At 71.9% G+C, this 19,631-nt stretch carries 19 protein-coding genes and 1 pseudogene; 8 read left to right on the top strand and 12 right to left on the bottom strand.

Going from position 1 to position 19,631, the window contains the following annotated elements; all coding sequences use genetic code 11:
- Positions 1-3 precede the first annotated feature (3 nt).
- Positions 4-1,191, bottom strand: coding sequence for a sensor histidine kinase (locus ACZ4U1_RS37325; protein ID WP_467908614.1), 1,188 nt, complete (start codon positions 1,189-1,191; stop codon positions 4-6).
- A 151-nt stretch (positions 1,192-1,342) separates the two neighbouring features.
- Between ACZ4U1_RS37325 and ACZ4U1_RS37320 the strand changes: the two genes are divergently transcribed.
- Together ACZ4U1_RS37320 and ACZ4U1_RS37315 are read left to right on the top strand one after the other, a co-directional pair.
- Positions 1,343-1,981, top strand: a complete 639-nt coding sequence (locus ACZ4U1_RS37320; RefSeq protein WP_467908613.1) for a hypothetical protein — start codon at positions 1,343-1,345, stop codon at positions 1,979-1,981.
- Positions 1,978-2,481, top strand: a complete 504-nt coding sequence (locus ACZ4U1_RS37315) for a DinB family protein (RefSeq protein WP_467908612.1) — start codon at positions 1,978-1,980, stop codon at positions 2,479-2,481. The genes ACZ4U1_RS37320 and ACZ4U1_RS37315 overlap by 4 nt, the downstream gene beginning before the upstream one ends.
- A 16-nt stretch (positions 2,482-2,497) precedes the next feature.
- On the opposite strand, the gene ACZ4U1_RS37310 is transcribed toward ACZ4U1_RS37315, so the two are convergent.
- The 3 genes from ACZ4U1_RS37310 to ACZ4U1_RS37300 all read right to left on the bottom strand — a co-directional run bounded on the left by ACZ4U1_RS37310 (position 2,498) and on the right by ACZ4U1_RS37300 (position 4,829).
- Positions 2,498-3,070, bottom strand: a complete 573-nt coding sequence (locus ACZ4U1_RS37310) for a cob(I)yrinic acid a,c-diamide adenosyltransferase (protein ID WP_467908611.1) — start codon at positions 3,068-3,070, stop codon at positions 2,498-2,500.
- Between the two features lie 196 nt (positions 3,071-3,266).
- The gene (locus tag ACZ4U1_RS37305; RefSeq protein ID WP_467908610.1) at positions 3,267-4,016 is read right to left on the bottom strand and encodes an ABC transporter permease; all 750 of its coding nucleotides are present in this window, start codon (positions 4,014-4,016) and stop codon (positions 3,267-3,269) included.
- 27 nt (positions 4,017-4,043) lie between these two features.
- Complete coding sequence (locus ACZ4U1_RS37300) at positions 4,044-4,829, bottom strand: ABC transporter ATP-binding protein (RefSeq protein ID WP_467908609.1); 786 nt, start codon at positions 4,827-4,829, stop codon at positions 4,044-4,046.
- A gap of 79 nt (positions 4,830-4,908) precedes the next feature.
- Between ACZ4U1_RS37300 and ACZ4U1_RS37295 the strand changes: the two genes are divergently transcribed.
- The 4 genes from ACZ4U1_RS37295 (at position 4,909) to ACZ4U1_RS37280 (ending at position 9,805) form a co-directional block, all read left to right on the top strand.
- Positions 4,909-5,550, top strand: a complete 642-nt coding sequence (locus tag ACZ4U1_RS37295) for a TetR/AcrR family transcriptional regulator (RefSeq protein ID WP_467908608.1) — start codon at positions 4,909-4,911, stop codon at positions 5,548-5,550.
- Positions 5,551-5,674: 124 nt separating this feature from the next.
- The gene (locus ACZ4U1_RS37290) at positions 5,675-6,523 is read left to right on the top strand and encodes a 3-hydroxyacyl-CoA dehydrogenase family protein (protein ID WP_467908607.1); all 849 of its coding nucleotides are present in this window, start codon (positions 5,675-5,677) and stop codon (positions 6,521-6,523) included.
- Between the two features lie 157 nt (positions 6,524-6,680).
- Positions 6,681-7,004, top strand: a complete 324-nt coding sequence (locus ACZ4U1_RS37285; RefSeq protein ID WP_030656141.1) for an STAS domain-containing protein — start codon at positions 6,681-6,683, stop codon at positions 7,002-7,004.
- Between the two features lie 266 nt (positions 7,005-7,270).
- Entirely contained in the window at positions 7,271-9,805 is a 2,535-nt protein-coding gene (locus tag ACZ4U1_RS37280) for an ATP-binding protein (RefSeq protein WP_467908606.1), read from the top strand.
- Positions 9,806-9,869: 64 nt separating this feature from the next.
- Here ACZ4U1_RS37280 and nucS read toward each other — a convergent pair whose 3' ends face one another.
- A complete protein-coding gene (nucS, locus tag ACZ4U1_RS37275) occupies positions 9,870-10,541 on the bottom strand; it encodes an endonuclease NucS (protein WP_356154757.1) in 672 nt (223 codons plus the stop codon).
- A 276-nt stretch (positions 10,542-10,817) separates the two neighbouring features.
- On the opposite strand from nucS, the gene ACZ4U1_RS37270 reads away from it, so the two are divergent.
- Positions 10,818-11,210, top strand: a complete 393-nt coding sequence (locus ACZ4U1_RS37270; RefSeq protein ID WP_467908605.1) for an SCO5389 family protein — start codon at positions 10,818-10,820, stop codon at positions 11,208-11,210.
- 135 nt (positions 11,211-11,345) lie between these two features.
- Here the strand turns inward: ACZ4U1_RS37270 and ACZ4U1_RS37265 are convergent, their stop codons facing one another.
- A complete protein-coding gene (locus tag ACZ4U1_RS37265; RefSeq protein ID WP_467908604.1) occupies positions 11,346-12,374 on the bottom strand; it encodes an LLM class flavin-dependent oxidoreductase in 1,029 nt (342 codons plus the stop codon).
- A 234-nt stretch (positions 12,375-12,608) separates the two neighbouring features.
- On the opposite strand from ACZ4U1_RS37265, the gene ACZ4U1_RS37260 reads away from it, so the two are divergent.
- Positions 12,609-12,941, top strand: coding sequence for an ATP/GTP-binding protein (locus ACZ4U1_RS37260; RefSeq protein WP_467908602.1), 333 nt, complete (start codon positions 12,609-12,611; stop codon positions 12,939-12,941).
- A gap of 17 nt (positions 12,942-12,958) precedes the next feature.
- On the opposite strand, the gene ACZ4U1_RS37255 is transcribed toward ACZ4U1_RS37260, so the two are convergent.
- The 6 genes and pseudogenes from ACZ4U1_RS37255 to ACZ4U1_RS37230 all read right to left on the bottom strand — a co-directional run.
- Positions 12,959-13,825, bottom strand: a complete 867-nt coding sequence (locus ACZ4U1_RS37255; protein WP_467908601.1) for an ABC transporter permease — start codon at positions 13,823-13,825, stop codon at positions 12,959-12,961.
- Positions 13,822-15,165, bottom strand: coding sequence for an ABC transporter ATP-binding protein (locus tag ACZ4U1_RS37250; protein ID WP_467908600.1), 1,344 nt, complete (start codon positions 15,163-15,165; stop codon positions 13,822-13,824). The genes ACZ4U1_RS37255 and ACZ4U1_RS37250 overlap by 4 nt, the downstream gene beginning before the upstream one ends.
- 101 nt (positions 15,166-15,266) lie before the next feature.
- Entirely contained in the window at positions 15,267-16,037 is a 771-nt protein-coding gene (locus ACZ4U1_RS37245) for an ABC transporter permease (protein ID WP_467908599.1), read from the bottom strand.
- Positions 16,038-16,042: 5 nt separating this feature from the next.
- Entirely contained in the window at positions 16,043-16,996 is a 954-nt protein-coding gene (locus tag ACZ4U1_RS37240; RefSeq protein WP_467908598.1) for an ATP-binding cassette domain-containing protein, read from the bottom strand.
- 124 nt (positions 16,997-17,120) lie between these two features.
- On the bottom strand, positions 17,121-18,056 hold the full coding sequence (locus ACZ4U1_RS37235; RefSeq protein ID WP_467908597.1) for a cellulose-binding protein: 936 nt from the start codon (positions 18,054-18,056) through the stop codon (positions 17,121-17,123).
- Between the two features lie 187 nt (positions 18,057-18,243).
- Positions 18,244-19,631 (bottom strand): annotated as a pseudogene (locus ACZ4U1_RS37230) (hypothetical protein); the annotation flags it as partial.

Here is a 19,631-nt window from a genome sequence, read left to right as displayed (position 1 = left end):
TCTTCAGTCTCCTTCGGTGAGCGGAAGTTCGGCACGTACGGACCACAGGCCGGCCTCGGGACCGGCCTCGAACCGTCCGCCGAGCAGCGCGGCCCGCTCCCGCATCCCGGCGAGCCCGGCACCCGAACCCGGGGCACGCGGCCGGTCACCGGGCCGGTACGGGCTGGTCACCCGCACCCGCAGCGAGCCGTCGGCCTGCCGCAGACTGACCCGGACGGGCCCGTCCGCCCCGTGTTTGAGCGCGTTGGTCAGCGACTCCTGCACGATCCGGTACGCGGCCAGCTCGACCGGCGCGGGCACGCGGCCGTGGTCGGCGTCCAGGGTGACGTCCAGACCGTTGACGCGGGCGCCCTCGACCAGGGCGGTGAGCCCGTCCAGGGTGGGGGTGGCGGAGGGCTCCCGGTCACCGCCGCTGCTGCGCAGGATCCCGATCAGCCGGCGCATCTCGGCCAGTCCCTCGACGCTGTTCTCCCGGATGACGGCCAGTGCGTCCCGGGACGTCTTCGGATCGTCCAGGGAGAGCGCGGCCGTGGAGTGGATGGCGATCGCGGACAGGTGGTTGGCGACCATGTCGTGCAACTCCCGTGCCACCCGCGCCCGTTCGGCCGTCACCGCCTGCGTGCGGTCCATCTCGGCCAGCAGCGCCGTCTGTTCGGCACGCAGCCGGGCGGCCTCGGCGGCGTCACGGTGGTCGCGCACCAGCGCGCCGGTGGCGGCGGGGGCCAGCGCCACCACACCGACCCCGACCCCGATCAGCAGACCCCGCGGATCCCGCCACAGGGCGGCCGGTACGACCCCGCCGAGCACGGTCAGGAATCCGGCGATCCAGGGGATGCGGCGGGCCGAGGCGGGGGTGCCGTACAGCACCGCCGCGTACACCAGGTCGGTGTACAGCACGACGGTGGCCAGGCTGCCGAGGGTCACCGTGTCCAGGGTCAGCGCGGCCGTGCCGATCAGCAGGCCGAGGCGGGGCCGGATGCGGCGCAGCGGCTCACAGGCCGCGATCACCACGAGGGGCACCAGCGGCGCCCAGACCGCGTGCCACAGCACCAGTTCGTCCGACGACACGCGCGCGTGGATGCCGGGCACCCACAGCAGCACCCCGCCGAGCAGTCCGCCCACGGCGATGTACCAGTCGTCGCGGTGCGGGCGGAGGAGCGGGCGGGCCGTGCTCCCTGTCGTGCGGGCCATGCCCCTATCCAACACGGCGCCGGGGCGGCTTTCCTGCACCCCGGGAAGGGTGCCGTACTGCGACTTTCGTTTACGCCGGTTTCCTCTGCGCCGACGACGACACGTCCGGCCCGGGCCGGGAGCCTTGAAGGGTGAACGAGGGGAGCGAAGCGTGATCGTCGGACTGATCATCGCCTGTGAGGTGGCGTTCTGGGTGCTGCTGGCGGCCGGGCTGGCCTTCCGGTACGCGTTCCGGATGCCGCGTACCGGCCTGGCCCTGCTGCTGTGCGAGCCGCTCCTGGAGATCGTGCTGTTCGCCGTCACCGCGGTCGACCTGAGGAACGGCGCCGAACCCGACTGGCGGCACGGACTCGCCGCGGTCTACATCGGCTTCACGGTCGGCCTCGGCCACTCCACCATCAGGTGGGCGGACGCCCGGGTGGCCCACCGCTTCGCCGGCGGCCCGCCTCCCGTGAAACCGCCCACGTACGGCACCGCCCGCGCCGTGCACGAGTGGAGGGTCGCCGGCCGCTGGATCCTGGCCTCGGTCGTCTCCCTCGCGCTGCTCCAGGGCGCGGTCTGGTACGTCGGCGACGCGGGGGACACCGGCTCGCTGCGGGCGTGGCAGGTGCGCATGCTCTGGGTGATCGGCATCAACGTGGTGATCGCGGCGAGTTACACGCTGTTCCCCAAGCAGGAGCAGCGGTCCGGCGAGAAGCCGGACGAGACGTCGGCCGGAAAGTCCGTCGAAGAGTCTGTCGAAAAGTCTGTCGACAGCGGGGCGGGCACGGGGACATCATCACGGCGATGACACGTACCGACACGCCTCCCGCCTGGGACGAGCGCACTCAGCTGACCACCTTCCTCGGCTACGTCCGCGCCACCGCGCGCGCCAAGTGCGAGGGCCTGTCCGACGAGGACGCCCGTAAGGCGCACCTGCCCGGTTCGCCGCTGATGACCCCGAGCGGGCTGATCAACCATCTGCGCTGGGTCGAGTACTGGTGGTTCCGGGTCGTCTTCCTGGGGGAGGAGGACGAGGGCCCGTGGACGGAGGAGGACCCCGACCGCGAGATGCGGATCGCGCTCGACATCCCGCTGTCCCGGCTGCTGGAGGAGTACGCCGCGGACTGCGCCCGGTACGACGAGCTGATCGCCGCGCACGACCTGGACACCAGGGCGCAGCGGAAGCGGAAGGACGGCAGCCCGGTCGACCTGCGCTGGATCCTGCTCCACCTCATCGAGGAGACGGCCCGGCACAACGGACACCTCGACATCCTGCGCGAGCTGACCGACGGCCGGACCGGCGCCTGACCGGTCCGCCGCGGGCCTAGCGTTCCCCGCCCGGCACCCACAGCACGTCGCCGGTCTCCCGGTTGGCGCTGCGGGCCAGGATGAACAACAGGTCGGAGAGGCGGTTGAGGTAGGTCGCGGTGAGCGGGTTCATCGTCTCGCCGTGCACCTCCAGCGCCGCCCAGGTGGAGCGCTCGGCCCGGCGTACGACCGTGCACGCCTGGTGCAGCAGGGCGGCGCCCGGGGTGCCGCCGGGCAGGATGAAGGAGCGCAGTTTCTCCAGCCGCTCGTTGAAGCGGTCGCAGTCCGCCTCCAGCCGGTCGATGTAGAACTGCTCCACCCTGAGCGGCGGGAACTCAGGGTTCTCCACCACGGGCGTCGACAGGTCCGCACCCACGTCGAACAGGTCGTTCTGGACGCGGGTGAGGACCGCGACGATCTCCTCCTCCAGACCGCCCAGCGCGATGGCGGTGCCGATCACCGCGTTGGCCTCGTTGGCATCCGCGTAGGCGGAGATCCTGAGATCCGTCTTGGGCACCCGGCTCATGTCGCCGAGACTCGTGGTGCCCTGGTCGCCGGTCCTGGTGTAGATACGCGTCAGATTGACCATACGGCCAGCGTAGTTACGCCCCGGCCGTCCGGAACACCCGTGTGCCCACCGTCACGGACAGCGCGGTGACGGCGAGCACGTGTGTCCGCGGCGTCGCCGTCCCTGTCTCGCACGCTCGGCGCCGTCCGGGGTGGCCGACCGGTGTCGGCCGCCGGCTGCCGTGTGCCTTCCGTCGTCCTGATCCGCCGGCCAGGCGTCACGCCCCGGCCGTCCGGAACACCCGTGTGCCCACCGTCACGGACAGCGCGGTGAAGGCGAGGGCGACCAGGGCGCCGTAGAGCATGTGGGTGGTCGTGTAGTGGCCGACGTACGCGTCCCGGACGGCGTCCACCAGGTAGCGGAACGGCACGAAGTGGGACAGTACGTCCAGCCAGGCGGGGGCGAGGGTCATCGGGAGCATCAGGCCGGACAGCAGCATCGACGGCATCGACACCATGTTGATCAGCGGACCGAACTCCTGCGGGGTGCGGACCTTCATGCCGAGGGCGTACGACAGCGAGGCCAGCGACAGCGTGAGCAGCGCGACGAAGGCGAAGCCGATCAGGACGCCGGCCAGCGGCGCGCGCAGGCCCATCACCAGCGCGGCCAGCACCAGCAGCACCGCCTGGAAGACGAACACCGTGGCGTCCCGCAGCACCCGGCCGAGCAGCAGGGCGAGCCGGCTGACCGGGGTCACCCGCATCCGCTCCACCACCCCCTGCCCCTTCTCGATGATGACCGTGAACCCGGCGAACAGCGCCCCGAACAGGCCGAGCTGGAGCAGCAGCCCGGGCACCAGCACCTGCCAGGAACTGCCCTGCCCGCCCAGCGGCAGATCCGTGAGCAGCGGGCCGAAGAAGAGCAGGTAGAGCAGGGGCGTCAGCACGCCGAAGAGCAGGGCGAAGCGGGAGCGCAGGGACTGGCGGAGGTAGCGGCCGTAGATGAGGGCCGTGTCGTGAAGCAGCATCGGGCGGATCCTGAAGGTCGGTAGGCCTTATACGGCGACGGGGGCGGGGTCGGCCGGGGCGGGGCCGCGGCCGGTGATGGCGAGGAAGGTGTCCTGGAGGGTGGCGTCGAGCGAGCCGCCGTAGCGGAGCCTGAGCGCGCTCGGGGTGCCCTCGGCGGCGACCGTGCCCCGGTCGACGATCACCAGACGGTCGGCGAGGGCGTCGGCCTCGTCCAGGTAGTGGGTGGTCAGGAAGACGGTCGTACCGTTCTCGTCCCGCAGCCGGCGGACCAGTTCCCACAGGTCGGCGCGGCTGGCGGGGTCCAGGCCGGTCGTGGGCTCGTCCAGGAACAGCACCTTCGGGCGGTGGGTGAGCGCCATCGCGATGTCCAGGCGCCGGCGCTGGCCCCCCGAGAGCGCCCCGGTCCTCCGGTCCAGGAACCCGGTGAGGTCCAGCTCCTCGGCCAGTTCCGCGGCGCGGTCGGCCGCCTCCGCCTTCGGCAGGCGGTACAGCCGGCCCTGGGTGACCAGCTCCTCCCGCACGGTGATCTGCGGATCGACACCGCCGGACTGGGCGACGTAGCCGCTGGCCCGGCGCACCCCGGCCGGATCGGTCGCGAGATCGCACCCCGCGACGGTGGCCGCGCCTCCGGTCGGCTTCAGCAGGGTGGTGAGCATCCGCAGGGTGGTCGTCTTGCCGGCGCCGTTGGGGCCGAGGAAGCCGAGGATCTCCCCCTCGCGGACGGTGAGGTCGACGCCCCGGACGGCGTCCACGGGGCCGGCCTTCGTCCGGAAGGTGCGGGCGAGGCCCGCCGTACTGATGACTGCTGACATGCCCCCAGAAAAACAGAGTCCCTGAAATTTTGCAATGACCCCAAGTTTTCAGAAGGCCCAGCGAAGCTAGGATGCGGGCATGGCTGAGGGACTCAGGGAGCGGAAGAAGAGGCAGACCCGGCAGTACATCTCGGACGTCGCCACGGGGCTGTTCCTGGAGCGCGGGTTCGAGGCGGTGACCGTCGCGGAGATCGCCGAGGCGGCGAACGTCTCGGTCAACACCGTCTACAACTACTTCCCCGCCAAGGAGGACCTCTTCTTCGACCGCTCGGCCGGCGTGGCCGACCGGCTCGCCCGGTGGGTCCGGGGCCGGGACAGCGGGGAGTCCGCCGCCCGCGCCGTCCTGCGCGAGCTGCGCGCAGAGGTCGAGGCCGTCTCGCCCCGCATCGGCCTGATGGAGGGCTACGACCGCTTCATGCGGGTCATCCACGAGGCGCCGCCGCTGCGCTCCCGGCTGTGGAGTCTCCAGCAGGAGATCCACGACGCCCTGGAGACGACCCTGCGCGAGGAGACCGGCGCCGCCGCCGACGACCCGCTGCCCGACCTGATGGCCGGTCAGATCTGCTGGATCCACCAGGCCGTCTTCGTCACCATCGGCCGCGAGATGCTCGCCGGGCGCAAACCGGCCGAAGTGTCACGAGAGGTACTCGTCCTCCTGGACGACATCGAGGACCTGTTGAGCGAAAAGGTGCTCAACTACGCCGTCCGGGGCGCGCCCTGACCCCTGGCGGTGTGATGTCCGTCAAATGAGACGTGACGCGCGTTACTTACCGGTCACACAGCGGCGCCGGAGCGCTATGGTCCGCCGAGAGGCAGACCTTTCACCGCGTTCATAGGGAGTCGGAGTGGCACGGAAGCTCGCCGTCATCGGGGCCGGTCTCATGGGATCCGGTATCGCTCAGGTCGCCGCGCAGGCGGGCTGGGACGTCGTCCTGCGGGACGTCACCGACGAGGCACTGAAGCGCGGCACCGACGGCATCAAGGCCTCGTACGACAAGTTCGTCGGCAAGGGCAAGCTGGCGGCCGAGGACGCGGAGGCCGCCCTCGCGCGCATCACCCCGACCACCGACCTGGACGCCGCCGCCGACGCGGACGTCGTGGTGGAGGCCGTCTTCGAGAAGCTGGAGGTCAAGCACGAGATCTTCCGCGCGCTCGACAAGATCGTGCGCGAGGACACCGTGCTCGCCTCCAACACCTCCGCCATCCCGATCACCAAGATCGCGGCGGCCACCGAGCACCCCGAGCGGGTCGTCGGCGTGCACTTCTTCTCGCCGGTGCCGATGATGCAGCTCGTCGAGCTGGTCCGCGGCTACAAGACCAGCGACGAAACCCTCGCCACCGCCCGGGAGTTCGCCGAGTCCGTCGGCAAGACCTGCATCGTCGTCAACCGGGACGTCGCCGGCTTCGTCACCACCCGGCTCATCTCCGCCCTCGTGGTCGAGGCGACCAAGCTCTACGAGTCCGGCGTGGCGACCGCCGAGGACATCGACCTCGCCTGCAAGCTGGGCTTCGGCCACGCCATGGGCCCGCTCGCCACCGCCGACCTCACCGGCGTGGACATCCTGCTGCACGCCACGAGCAACATCTACACCGAGTCCCAGGACGAGAAGTTCGCCCCGCCGGAGCTGATGCGCCGGATGGTGGACGCCGGTGACATCGGCCGCAAGAGCGGGCAGGGCTTCTACAAGTACTAGGTCACCTGTCCAGGCACGAACACCCCGGGAGTATCACTCCCGGGGGTGAATTCGGTATCGGTTCGCTTACAAGCAGCAACCGGACCGCCACCCGCACAGTCAGACGTTGCACAGCACCGTCACCGAGTACGCCAACCGCACTCAACGGGGAGCGCATATGTACATCAGGGGCGACCACGCCGAGCTGGTCGTCGGGGGCCGCCTCGACGTCCGCAGCGCGGCGGACGCCCGTACGGCCCTGCACTCGGCCGTCGACACCGGAGTCGGCGACCTGGTGCTCGACCTGTCCGAACTGGACTCCTGGGATGCCACCGGACTCGGGGTGATCATGGGTGCCCACCGGCGGGCCGGCCGCTGCGGGCGCCGCCTGGTGCTGCGGGGCGTGCCCCCGCAGATGCAGCGCCTGCTGGTCGCCACCCGGCTGCACCGCATCCTCGCCATCGAGGGCGGCATCGGGGTGGAGTCGCTGCCCCGGGTGTGAGACGCGTGCGACAGCGGTGCGCCGGGTACGGCCCTGAGGCTCGTGTACGCAGGTGAACCGGCCGAAATCCTCACAAGACCGTGACGTCTCGGACCGTACGGCACCCCGCCCTGTCGGAGATACTGAGCCACGGTTTAGGGTGCGGTCGCCCGCTGCCTCGCAACCCTCGACCGAGCGGGCCCGGACCAGAAGCGACAGCGCGGTGTGCGACAAGGCCGGGAGGGGCCGGAACACGGGCACACGACGCTTTTGGGGGGCTTGAACCCATGGATCCGATCGAGCCGATCGACCCGATCAACACGGGACCCGAGGAGCACGGCACGCCGCACGGCCGCCGCCCGCCCCGGGACTCCCTCACCTCCGACTTCGCCCCGGGCACGGCCGCGCCCGCCCGCATGGCCCAGCTCGTCGTCGGCGACCTCCAGCTGACCGTCAACCCCGTCGACGGCAGCGAGATAGAACCCTGCCCGCCGGCCGAACGCCCCGGCAGGCCCCGCAAGCGCACCGCCGCCGAGCGCGCCGAGACCGAACGCGCCGCCCGGCCGCCCGTCCCGCCCGGCCCCGCCCAGCCGACGCTCTCCCTGCTGGAACGCCAGGACGAACGCGAACGCCTGGTCCGCCTCCTCGCCCAGGGCCGCTCGGTCCGCCTCACCGGCCCGGCCGGCTCCGGCCGCACCGCCCTGCTCGACCTGGTCGCCGAGGACTGCCTGGACCTCGCCCCCGACGGCGTGGTCCGCCTCAGCGGCCACCACCGCACGGCCGGCGACCTCCTGCACGATCTGTTCCACGCCGTCTACGACGCCTCCCACCACCGCCCCGACCGGGACGAACTGCTCGCCTGGGTCCGGGAGATCGGCGCGGTCGTCGTCCTGGACGACCTGGAGTTCGGCGGCGCCGCCCTGGACGAACTGCGCGACGCCACCCCCGAGTGCGCGTTCCTGTTCGCCGCCACCCCCGACGTGCCCGCGCCCTCCGTCGGAGCGGAGGTGGAGGAGGTCTTCCTGGCCGGCCTCGACCGAGCCGCCGGCGTGGAGATCCTGGAGCGGACCGTCGGCCGGGTGCTCACCGAGGAGGAGGCCAACTGGGCCGGCGACCTCTGGTTCGAGTCCGAGGGGCTGCCCCTGCGGTTCGTCCAGGCCGGCGCCCTGCTCCGGCAGCGCGACGAGCTGCGGGCCGGCGCGGGCGCGGTGGACGAGTACGGCGTCTTCGAGGACGTACGCCCGCCGGCGGATCCGCCCGTGGAGCCGGCGGACGACGTCCCGCTGCCCTCGCTCGGCGAGGCCGCGGCCCCCGCGCCGCTGCTCGCCTCCCGGCTCAGCGCCTCCGCCCGGGCCGCCCTCCGCTTCGCGGTCGCCCTCGGCGGCGAGCTGCCCCACCAGGCCCACCTGCCCGCGCTGGTCGGCGACACCCACGCGGACGCCGCCCTCGGCGAGCTGGCCGGCTGCGGCCTGGTCTCCCCGGTCGGCCCCCGCTACCGGCTCGCGGCCGGCGTGCAGACCCAGCTGGAGGCGGCCGGATACGCCGATGACGCCGACGACAGGGCCCGTACCGTCGCTCAGCACTACGCCTGGTGGGCCGGACATCCCTCGGTCACCCCCGAACGGGTGTGCGCGGAGGCCGACGCGGTCCTGGCCGCGCTCGCCGCCGTCGTGCCGCGGACGGCCCCGGCCCCCGACGGCGAGGAGAGCAGCGCCGTACGGCTCGCCCGCACGGCCGCGCCCGCCTTCGCCGCCGGACTCCACTGGAGCGCCTGGGAACGGGCCCTGCGGTCCGGTGCGGAAGCCTCGCGGCTGGCCGGCGATGTGCCTGAACAAGCCTATTTCCACCACGAGTTGGGAATCCTCGCGCTCTGCTCCGGACAGCTCGACCGGGCCCGGGCCGAACTGGAGGCCTCGGGCGCGCTGCGCGGCGCCCTCGCCGACAAGCGCGGCACGGTCGCCGGCCGCCGCGCGCTGGCCCTGCTCACCGACCGGGCGGGCGAGGCGCCAGGGCTGCCGGTGCCGCTGGAGACACGGTCCGAGGAGCCGGTGCCGGCGCCGGTGCCGCACGAGGGCACCCTGGTCACCCAGCAGGTTCCGCAGCCGACGGTGCGCGGTGCCGGCATCCGGCGGCTGGCCCGGCGCAACCTGGTGGCGGCCGGCTCCGGCGCGCTGCTCGCCGCGGTGCTCGGCACGGTCGTCACGCTCGGCATGACGTCCGACCCGAACGGCGACCGCAACCCGGCGGGCAAGGTCGAGGTGAACCCGTCGGCGACCCAGGGACTGGACGACGGCGGCCTGACCTCGGACCCGACCGACACGGGCGACACCGGCTCGGCCGACAGCCGTCCCACCTCACCGGGCCCCGACGGTACGTACGGCACGGCGGACGACCCGCTGCCGCCCGCCGTCCCCTCCCGCCCCTCGGAGAGCGTCAAGCCCTCCGACCCCACCACGCCCTCCGGCTCACCGTCGAAGTCACCGACGTCTCCGGGCGGTTCGACGGGCGGCAGCACGGGCGGCAGTACGGGCGGTACGACGGGTGGCTCGACCGGGGGTACCAGCACCGGCGGTTCCACGGACGGCGGGGGCGCCGGTGGCTCCACCACGACGACGGGTGGAAGCACCAGCGGCGGCTCCACCACGACGACGGGCGGCACCAGCGACGGTACGACCAGCGGCGGCACGGCGACCGGCGGCTCCACGGACGGCACGACGAGCGGCGGCACGACGGACGGAACCACGGGCGGTACCACCGACGGCACGACGACCGGCGGCACGGACGGCTCCGCCGGGGGAACGTCGAGCAGCGCGTCGGCGTGATGCGCGACGGTGCCCGGCCGGCCTCGGGTCGGTCCGGCACCGCCGGTCCGGCCGGGACCGTCGGCTAGAACAGGCGGAGCTTGTCGTCCTCGATGCCGCGCAGGGCGTCGTAGTCCAGGATCTGGCAGTTGATGCCGCGGTCGGTGGCGAGGACGCGGGCCTGGGGCTTGATCTCCTGGGCGGCGAAGATGCCGCGGACCGGCGCCAGATGGGGGTCGCGGTTCAACAGATCGAGGTAGCGGGTGAGTTGCTCGACGCCGTCGATCTCACCCCGGCGCTTGATCTCCACCGCGACCGTCTGCCCCTCGGCGTCCCGGCACAGGATGTCCACGGGGCCGATCGCGGTCATGTACTCGCGGCGGATGAGGGTGTACCCCTCGCCCAGGGTCTCGATGCGGTCGGCCAGGAGTTCCTGGAGGTGCGCCTCCACGCCGTCCTTGATCAGACCCGGGTCCACGCCCAGTTCGTGCGAGGAGTCGTGGAGGATCTCCTCCATCGTGATGATCAGTTTCTCGCCCGCCTTGTTGACGACGGTCCAGACCCCCTCGTCCTCGCCCGTCCCCTCCTTCAGCGTGCAGGGCGGCGACATCCAGTTGAGCGGCTTGTAGGCCCTGTCGTCGGCGTGGATGGAGACGCTGCCGTCCGCCTTGACCAGGATCAGTCGCGGCGCCGAGGGCAGGTGGGCGGTGAGCCGGCCGGCGTAGTCGACCGAGCAGCGGGCAATGACGAGACGCATGGTCGGCAACGCTACTCGACACCCCCCGGTGCTCGCGATCCGCCCGCCCCGCTGCCTGTGGATCGCCCCATTTGTCCCTTGAAACTCTTGTTCATCCCTGGCCGATTGTGGGCGTAACGGGACCGTTCCATATACGCATTCTGCTGGTGTGGTCACCGACCGTTGCCTACCGTAGAGAACGGGAGGTTGCGGCTCCTGTACCGAGCGTGTTCGAAATCGCGAACTCCCTTACCTGTCCGGCAACCCCTGCGCCTCGGGGGTGCGAGAGGAGAACCCATGTCGCTCGACGTCTCACCGGCCCTACTCGAACAGGCCGAGCGAGGCGAGGTCGACGAAGCAGACTTCGTCGACTGCGTCCGGACCTCCCTGCCCTACGCATGGGAGATGATCAGCTCCCTGGTGGCCCAGCTGAAGGTGGACGGCGGACCCTTCGCCGACAACCAGACGCCCCCGCCGGACGAGCAGGCGCGCGGTCAGCTGCTGCGTGCGCTCGCGAGCGACGCCATTCGCGGCGCGCTGCAGCGGCACTTCGGTGTGCGGCTGGCCTTCCAGAACTGCCACCGCGTGGCGGTGTTCCCGCTGGACGCCTCGGTGGACGAGACGTTGGCCCGCTTCACCTCGGTGCGCAGCCAGTTGCTGAACCAGTCGCCGGAGCTTCGGGACTGCTGACGCGCGGTTCCGGTACGGCCGGGCACGGCCGAGTACGGCCGGGACGGACAGCCGCCGGCTTGCCGCTCCACCGTGGGGGAGGTGCATTCAGGACCGGGGCGGCAAGCCCCCCAGGTGGCTTGCGTGACAGGCCGGTCAGCGTAGCTGGGGCAGCACCTCGGCGCCCAGTCGCCGCAGGTTCTCCTCCGTGGCCGCGAGGTCGCCCGAGCCCTCCGTGAGGAGGGCGAAGCGGGTGATGCCGGTGCGCTCCGAGGTGGCCGCGAGCCGGTCGGCGGCCAGCCGCGGGGTGCCCACCGGGTGCAGTCCGCAGAGCAGTTCGGTGTAGGCGTACGGGTCGCGCATCGAGCGCGCCCGTCCGTCCACCGTCACATGGGCCCCGAGTCCCTGCCGCAGCCAGCCCGGCATCGCCTTCGTCAGTGTCTCCACCGCGTCCGTGCGCCGGTCGGCGAGCTGGCAGACCCCGGCCGAGACATGGGCCGCGCCCTCGATCTCCTCGGCCGGCCGGCCCGCCGCCCGCGCGCACTGCCGCCACATGGCGACCATCTCGGCCTTCTCCTCGTCCCCGACGTGCATGCCGAGCAGCATCGGCAGCCCGCGCTCGGCCGCCAGCCGTACGCTCGCCGGTGAGGTGCAGGCGAGGACGACCTCGGGCCCGGGGGTCTCCGTCAGGGCCTCCGAGGGGCGGGGGACGACCGGCACCTCGCGGAAGGAGAACCGCTCGCCGGAGGCCGCCACCGACGGCTCGCCGAGCCAGCGCAGCAGCAGATCGAGTGACTCGGGGAACCCGTGTTCGTACGCCTCCAGTCCCGCGCCGAACACCTCCAGGTCCACCCAGGGGCCGCCCCGCCCGACGCCCAGCGTGAACCGGCCGCCGCTGGTGATGTGGAGCAGTGCGGCCTGCTCGCCGAGGGCCACCGGATGGGCCGTGGGCAGTACGCTGACCGCCGTACCCACCCGGATGCGGCGGGTGCGGCCGAGCAGCAGCGCGGCCAGGGTCACCGCGGACGGGCATGTGCCGTACGGCACGAAGTGGTGCTCGGCGAGCCAGACGGCGTCCAGCCCGGACTGCTCGGCGACCTCCGCCGAGCGGACCGCCCGGTGCAGGGCCTCCCCGGGGCCCTGGCCCGGGAACTGGGCCGCCAGCACAAAACTTCCTACGTGCATCGCATTTCCTGCTTCCTTGGCTCCGACCCGGAGCTCCCCCACCCGGCATAACCGCCTGACACGTGCCCAGGACACGGCCTGGCCGGAAAGATTTGCGGATTGTCTGCCGAATGGATCGCCGTGGAGGGGGACTTGGGCGGGTTGGTTCCTTACGCGTACCCGACGCGTACCCCTCACGGCGGCGCGTAGGCTGGATGGAGCCCGTGCTCCCTGTACAGCCCCGAGAGGTGTCCCGTGTCCCCGCGTCGCAACCGACCGAAGGCAGCCGGATCATCGGGCCGCAGCGCCGAGGACGACCGCGCCGGCCGGTACGGCGGCTGGCAGTCCACGGAGAGCTGGCAGGGCGAGGACTGGAGCGTACGCCATGTCGCCGGGGCCAGCGCGGAGGGCAAGACCTACCGCTGCCCGGGCTGCGACCAGCTGATCGCGTCCGGCGTCCCGCACGTGGTGGCGTGGCCGGAGCACGCGGGCGTCGACGACCGCCGGCACTGGCACAAGGCCTGCTGGAACGCGAAGGACCGCCGCACCACGCGGGTGCAGCGGTCCCGTAACGCGCCGAGGTTCTGAGCTTTGGGGCCGTACGGCTACACGTCCCGGCTCTGCAGCAGCGCGTACGCGCCCGCGTACACCGCCGCCGTCACACCGGCCATGATCCACAGCGGGTCCCAGCCGGAGGGGCCGGACTGGGTCAGGGAGTTGGTGTAGAAGACGCTCAGCTGGTTCGGGATCGAGTATTCGAACAGCCACTCACGGAGCTTGTTCAGCGACTCCGACACCATGAACAGCGCGAGCACCAGCGGCGCGAGGAGCACGCCGATCATGATGGTGATGGCGCCCGCGGAGTGCCGGATGACCGAGCCGACGAGCAGCGAGAGCAGGCCGAGCAGCGCGATGTAGAGGCTGATGCCGACGGTGGCCTTCAGCCAGTCCTCACCGGTCGGCGTACGGGCGCCGGTGCTCTCCAGCATCGACGCCTGGACCATGGCCACGAAGCCGGACGTGACCAGGGTGAAGACGAAGGCGACGGTGAAGAACACGATCGACTTGGCGGCGAGCACCCGGGCCCGGCTGGGGCACGCGGTCATCGTCGTACGGATCATGCCGGTGCCGTACTCCGAGGCCGTGGTCAGCACGCCGAGCGTGATGATGCAGATGCTGCCGAGGAGCAGACCGAAGAAGCCGAACGACAGCGGGTTCTCGCCGGACAGGCCCTCGGAGCCGGCGTTGGCCTCGACCAGGGCACCGGCCAGCAGGCCGATGCCGACGACGAGCAGCACGAACACGCCGAGCGTCCACATCGTGGAGCGCACCGACTTGATCTTCGTCCACTCGGAGGCCAGCGCGTGCCCGAGATGGGTGCGCACGACCGGGATGGGCGAGGTGTAGCCGGGGTACGGCCCACCGGGCGCGGCTGCCGGGGCCTGCGGCATGGGGGGCTGGTGGGTGCTCATCGGGCGTCCTCGGGCTGGGTCGTCGGGTCGGCAGGGGAGGAGGCGGGGGCGGCGGGGGCGGCGGCCGGCGCGGGCGGGGCCGCCGGGGCCTGCGGGGCGGCCGGGGTCTCCTTGGTCAGGGCCGGCGGCTGGTCCTGCGGCGCCGGGGCGGCGGAGGGGGCCTGCGCGGGCTGGGCCGGTGCCGTCGGCCGGCCCTCGGGGCCGGGCTGTGCGTACGGGTTGGCCGTACCCGCCGGTCCAGCGGGTGCCGTACCCGGGGCCGTGCCCGGAGCGCCGCCGTACGGCCCCGCGGGCGGAGTGAAGGGCTGGCCGCCCTGCTGGGGCGGCGGCGGGGCGTACCAGCCGGGCTGGCCCTGGCCGGGGACCGGCATGGGCGGCTGGGCGCCGGGCGGCAGCGGCTGCTGGAGGCCCGCCTTCTGGTCGACCGTCGAGCGGTAGTCCACGGCGCCCTGCGTCATCCGCATGTACGCCTCCTCCAGCGAGGCCTGGTGCGGGGACAGCTCCCACAGCCGGACGTCCGCCTCGTGCGCGAGGTCGCTGATGCGGGGCAGCGGCAGCCCGGTGACCCGGAGCGCGCCGTCCTGCTCGGGCAGCACGTGCCCGCCGGCCTCGGTGAGCGCGGAGGTCAGCTTCTCGCGCAGCTGCGGCTCGGTGTCGGGGGTGCGCACGCGCGCGAAGTCGGCCGAGTTGGCCGAGATGAAGTCCTTCACGCTCATGTCGGCGAGCAGCTGTCCGCGCCCGATGACGATGAGGTGGTCGGCGGTCAGCGCCATCTCGCTCATCAGGTGGGACGAGACGAAGACCGTACGGCCCTCGGCCGCGAGGGCCTTCATCAGGTTGCGGACCCAGAGGATGCCCTCGGGGTCGAGGCCGTTGACCGGTTCGTCGAAGAGCAGCACCTGCGGGTCGCCGAGCAGCGCGGCGGCGATGCCGAGCCGCTGGCCCATGCCGAGGGAGAAGCCCTTGGAGCGCTTTCTGGCCACACCCTGGAGGCCGACGACGCCGAGCACCTCGTCCACGCGCCGGGCCGGGATGCCCGACAGCTGGGCGAGGCTCAGCAGGTGGTTGCGGGCGGTCCGGCCGCCGTGCACGGCCTTGGCGTCCAGCAGCGCGCCGACCTGCCGGGGGGCGTTGGGCAGCTTGCGGTACGGGTAGCCGCCGATGGTGACCGACCCGGACGTGGGGTTGTCCAGCCCGAGGATCATCCGCATCGTCGTGGACTTGCCCGAGCCGTTCGGCCCGAGGAAGCCGGTCACGGCCCCTGGCCGCACCTGGAAGGAAAGGTTGTACACGGCGGTCTTGTCGCCGTAGCGCTTGGTCAGGCCGACAGCCTCGATCATGCTCCGCACCCATCGAAAGGTTCAGGACAGCGGGGCACACGCCCCCGTAAGGGTTAGGAGGATATCGAGGCGCTGACGGTTCCGCCCAAGAGAAAGTAAAGCTATGCGTCGCGCTTCTTGAGCAGCGCGTAACCCCCGACGAGCACCGCGGTCACCCACAGCGCCATGATCCCGAGTCCGCCCCAGGGGCCGTAGGGCGTGTCGTCGCCGGCTCTCGGCAGCACCTGCATGATCCGCCGGCCGGCCTGGTCCGGAAGATACCGGCCGATCTTCTTCGTGGCGTCGACGTTGCCGAGAATGTTCGAGACGAGGAAGAAGAACGGCATCAGGATGCCGAGCGAGAGCATCGGCGAGCGCAGCATCACCGCGACGCCCATGGAGAACACCGCGATGAGGGCCATGTACAGCCCGCCGCCGACGACCGCCCGCAGCACCCCGGGGTCGCCGATGGCGGCGCGGTGGGAGCCGAGCATCGCCTGGCCGAGGAAGAACGCGGCGAAGCTCGTCACCATGCCGACGGCGAGCGCGAGCGCCGTGGCCACCGCGACCTTGCCGAACAGGAAGGTGCCGCGCTGCGGTACGGCGGCCAGGGAGACCCGGATCATGCCGGTGCTGTACTCGTTGGAGACGACCAGCACCCCGAACACGATCATCGCGAGCTGGCCGAGGGTCATGCCCGCGAAACTGATCACCGTGGGATCGAAGGAGAGCCGTTCCCGCACGGGCATGTTCTCGTACTGACTGTTGGAGAGCGCGGAGATCAGCATCCCCAGGGCGATGGTGACCACCGCGGCCAGCGACAGCGTCCACACCGTGGACGCCACCGACCGGATCTTGGTCCACTCGGACCGGATGACCTGTACGGCCGCCATGGTTCTCAGGCCCCCTTCCAGCCGGCGCCCCAGCCCTGCGGGACGGCGGCGGGTCCGGCGTGCGCGTGGTACTCCACGGCCTCGGCCGTCAGCTGCATGAACGCCTCCTCCAGCGAGGCCTGCTGGGGACTCAGCTCGTGCAGCACGAGCCCGTACCGCGCGGCCAGCTCACCGATCTGCCCGGCCTTGCCGCCCTCCACCTCGAGCGCCTCGCCGCCCGCCTCCACGACGGTGATCCCCGCCTGGTGCAGCACGTCGAGCAGCCGCTCACGCTGCGGGGAGCGGATCCGCACGTACGACCGCGAGTTCGCCCGGATGAAGTCGGCCATCGAGGTGTCCGCGAGCAGCCGCCCCTGCCCGATGACCACCAGGTGATCGGCCGTCAGCGCCATCTCGCTCATCAAGTGGCTCGACACGAACACGGTCCGGCCCTGCGCGGCCAGCGATTTCATCAGGTTCCGGATCCAGTGGATGCCCTCGGGGTCCAGCCCGTTCACCGGCTCGTCGAACATCACGATCCGCGGATCCCCGAGCAGCGCGGCCGCGATCCCGAGCCGCTGTCCCATGCCGTACGAGAAGCCCTTGGCCTTCTTCCGCGCCACGGCGGTGAGCCCGACGGTATCCAGTACCTCGGCGACCCGGCTGCTCGGGATGCCGTTGCTCTGCGCGAGACAGAGCAGATGGTTCCAGGCGCTCCGGCCGCCGTGCACGGCCTTGGCGTCCAGCAGCGCGCCGATGTACGTCAGCGGGTCCTTGAGCCGGTTGTAGTGCGTGCCGTCGATGCGGACATCACCGGCGGTGGGGTGGTCGAGCCCGAGGATCATCCGCATGGTGGTGGACTTCCCGGCGCCGTTGGGCCCGAGAAACCCCGTCACGACGCCCGGTCTGACGGTGAAGGTCAGATGGTCGACCGCCACCTTGTCGCCGTACCGCTTGGTCAGCCCCTCCAGCTCGATCATGCGGCCACGCTAAAACGGGGCAAAGCCCCCCGCCACTTGAAGGCAGGGGGCTCCATAGCGCCCCCGAAGGGGCGCGGAACTGCGCGACCACCACAACGGGCGCGCGGTTCACCACGACCCGCGGTTACCGGGACTGCTGCGCCGGCACCCCACGAGAGATGGGCTCGTCGTCGCTCGTGGTGCCGGCGGCGGCCACAGCGGCGCCGGTCAGCGTGGCCAGCATCTCGCGGACGTTCGTCAGCTGGGCGTTGATGGAGTCGCGGCGGTTGGTGAGCGCCGCCAGCTCACGCTCGGATTCCGAGCGGATGCGGTCGGCCTTGGCGTTGGCGTCGGCCACGATGTCCTCGGCCTGGCGCTGGGCGGTCTCCACCGTCTGGCGGGCGCGGCGCTCGGCGTCGGTGCGCAGCTTCTCCGCCTCCAGGCGCAGCTGCTCGGCCCGGTGCTCGATCTCGGCGAGCCGCTTCTCGGCCTTCTGCTGACGCGAGGCCAGGTCACGCTCGGACTGCTCGCGGCGCTTGGCCAGGTTGGTCTCGAAGTCGGCGGCGGCCTGCGCGGCCTTGGCGCGGGTCTCCTCGAAGAGGGCGTCCGCCTCCTCGCGCTTGGACTGCGCGTCCTTCTGCGCCTCGGCGCGCAGCTGGGCCGCGTCCGACTTGGCCTTCTCGACGATCCGGACGCCCTCGTCCTCGGCCTTGGCCTTGCGCTCGGCCGCGTACGCCTCGGCGTCGTTGCGGACCTGCTGGGCCGCCGACTCGGCGAGGTCCCGGTGCTGCTCGGCCGCCCGCCGGGCCTCCTCACGCAGCTCCTTGGCCTCTTCCTCGGCCAGCCGCAGGATCTTCTCGACCCGCGCGCCGAGACCCGCGTACGACGGCTCGGCGTCCGTGATCTGGGCCTGCGCGTTCTGCGTTTCGAGGTGGAGCTCCTCGATGCGCTTCTCCAGGGCGGTGATGCGGGCGAGAGCGCTGTCACGGTCGGAGACGAGCTTGGAGATACGTTCGTCCACCTGAGCGCGGTCGTATCCACGCCGCACAAGCTCGAAGCCGTAGGGGGAAGTGTCGCTCATGGGGTTCCTGTCGAATGAGACCGGTGAGTGAGGTGATAAGGGGAATCCTAGGGGCCGAAGCGGTGTGTCATCGAGCAGATACGGTTTTGATCTGGAGAATGGCACCCCTTTTGAGTGGCTGACCGTCGGACGGCTTGCCAAGGAGTCGGGCAAAGCCCCCAGAAGACACCGGAACCTACCCCTCAGGCTAGCTGTCTGACGACTTGCCACCCGAACGGGGGGCGCCCACCGTGGCGCCCGCCTTGACCCCGCCGTCCTTGCCGGACGCGGGCGCCTCGAAGGACTCCAGCGCCTCCAGGACGTCCTGGACCCGGGAGATCTCGGCGTTGATGTCCTCGCGCCGGCGCATCAGGATCTCCAGCTCCCGCTTGCCCTCCTCGACGGTGCGCCGGGCCTCGCGGATCGCCTCCGCCTTCAGCTCCTCGGCCTCCTTGATCAGGCTGGCCTTCTTCTGCTCGGCCTCCTTGAGCAGCCCCTCCGCCTTCTTCACCGCGGCGATCCGCACCTTGCCCGCCTCGGAGCTGGCGTCCGAGACCAGCTCCTTGGCCTTCGCCTCGGCCTTCGCCAGCTGCTCCTCGGCGGCCTTGATGAGCGCGTCGCAGCGGTCGCCGGTGGACTTCATCGTCTCGGCGGCCTCGCGGCGGGCCCGCTCGTGCAGCTCCTCGATCTCGCTGGTGATGCGGTCCCGCAGCTCCTCCGCGCGCTGCCTTATCGCGGTGGCGTCCCGGCGGGCGCCGACCAGCAGCTCGTCCGCGTCCGTCCGGGCCTTCTCCACCAGCGAGTTGCCCTCGATGGTCGCCTCGGAGACGATCCGCTCGGCCTCGCTGCGGGCCGCGCCGACCATCGTGTCGGCCTGCGACTCGGCGTCCGCGGTGGTCTTCAGCGCCTGCTGCTGCGCCTCCGTGAGCAGCTTGTCGGCCTCCGCCGTGGTCTCCGTGATGAGCTTGTCGACCTGCTCGGCCGCCTCCGAACGCCGCTTGTTGGCGTCCTTGCGGGCCTCGTCCAGGGTCCGCTCGGCCTCCTCGCGCGCGGAGCCGACGAGCCGCTCGGCCTCCGCCTCCGCGTCCGCCTTCACGCGCGCCGCCTCGGCCCGCAGCCGCTCGGCGTGCGCCTGGGCGGAACCGACCGTCTCCGCGGCCTCCGCGCGCAGCCGCTCGGCCTCGTCGGTGGCCTCCGCGAGCAGCTGCTCGGCACCCGCCAGCGCCTCGGCGCGCACGCGCTCGGCCTCGGCGGCGGTCTCGTTCTGGAGCCGTTCGGCCTCGTTGCGGGCCTCGGTGATGAGGGTGTCGGCCTGGGTGGCCGCGTCGGAGCGGATGCGGTTGGCGTCCTCGCGGGCCTCCGCGCGGGCACGCGTCGCCGCCTCGTTGGCCTCGGTGAGCGTCTCCGACGCCTCCGTGCGGATCCGCTCCGCCTCGGCGGCCGTCTCCGCCTGGAGCCGCTCCGCCTCCGTGAGCGCCTCCGTGCGCACCCGGTCGGCTTCGGCGGCGGTCTCGTTCTGGAGCCGTTCGGCCTCGTTGCGGGCCTCGGTGATGAGGGTGTCGGCCTGGGTGGCCGCGTCGGAGCGGATGCGGTTGG

This window comes from Streptomyces sp. NPDC028928, assembly GCF_055564915.1.
The sequence above is the reverse complement of the archived record's forward strand: the minus strand, read 5'-3'. Positions and strand labels throughout refer to the sequence as shown.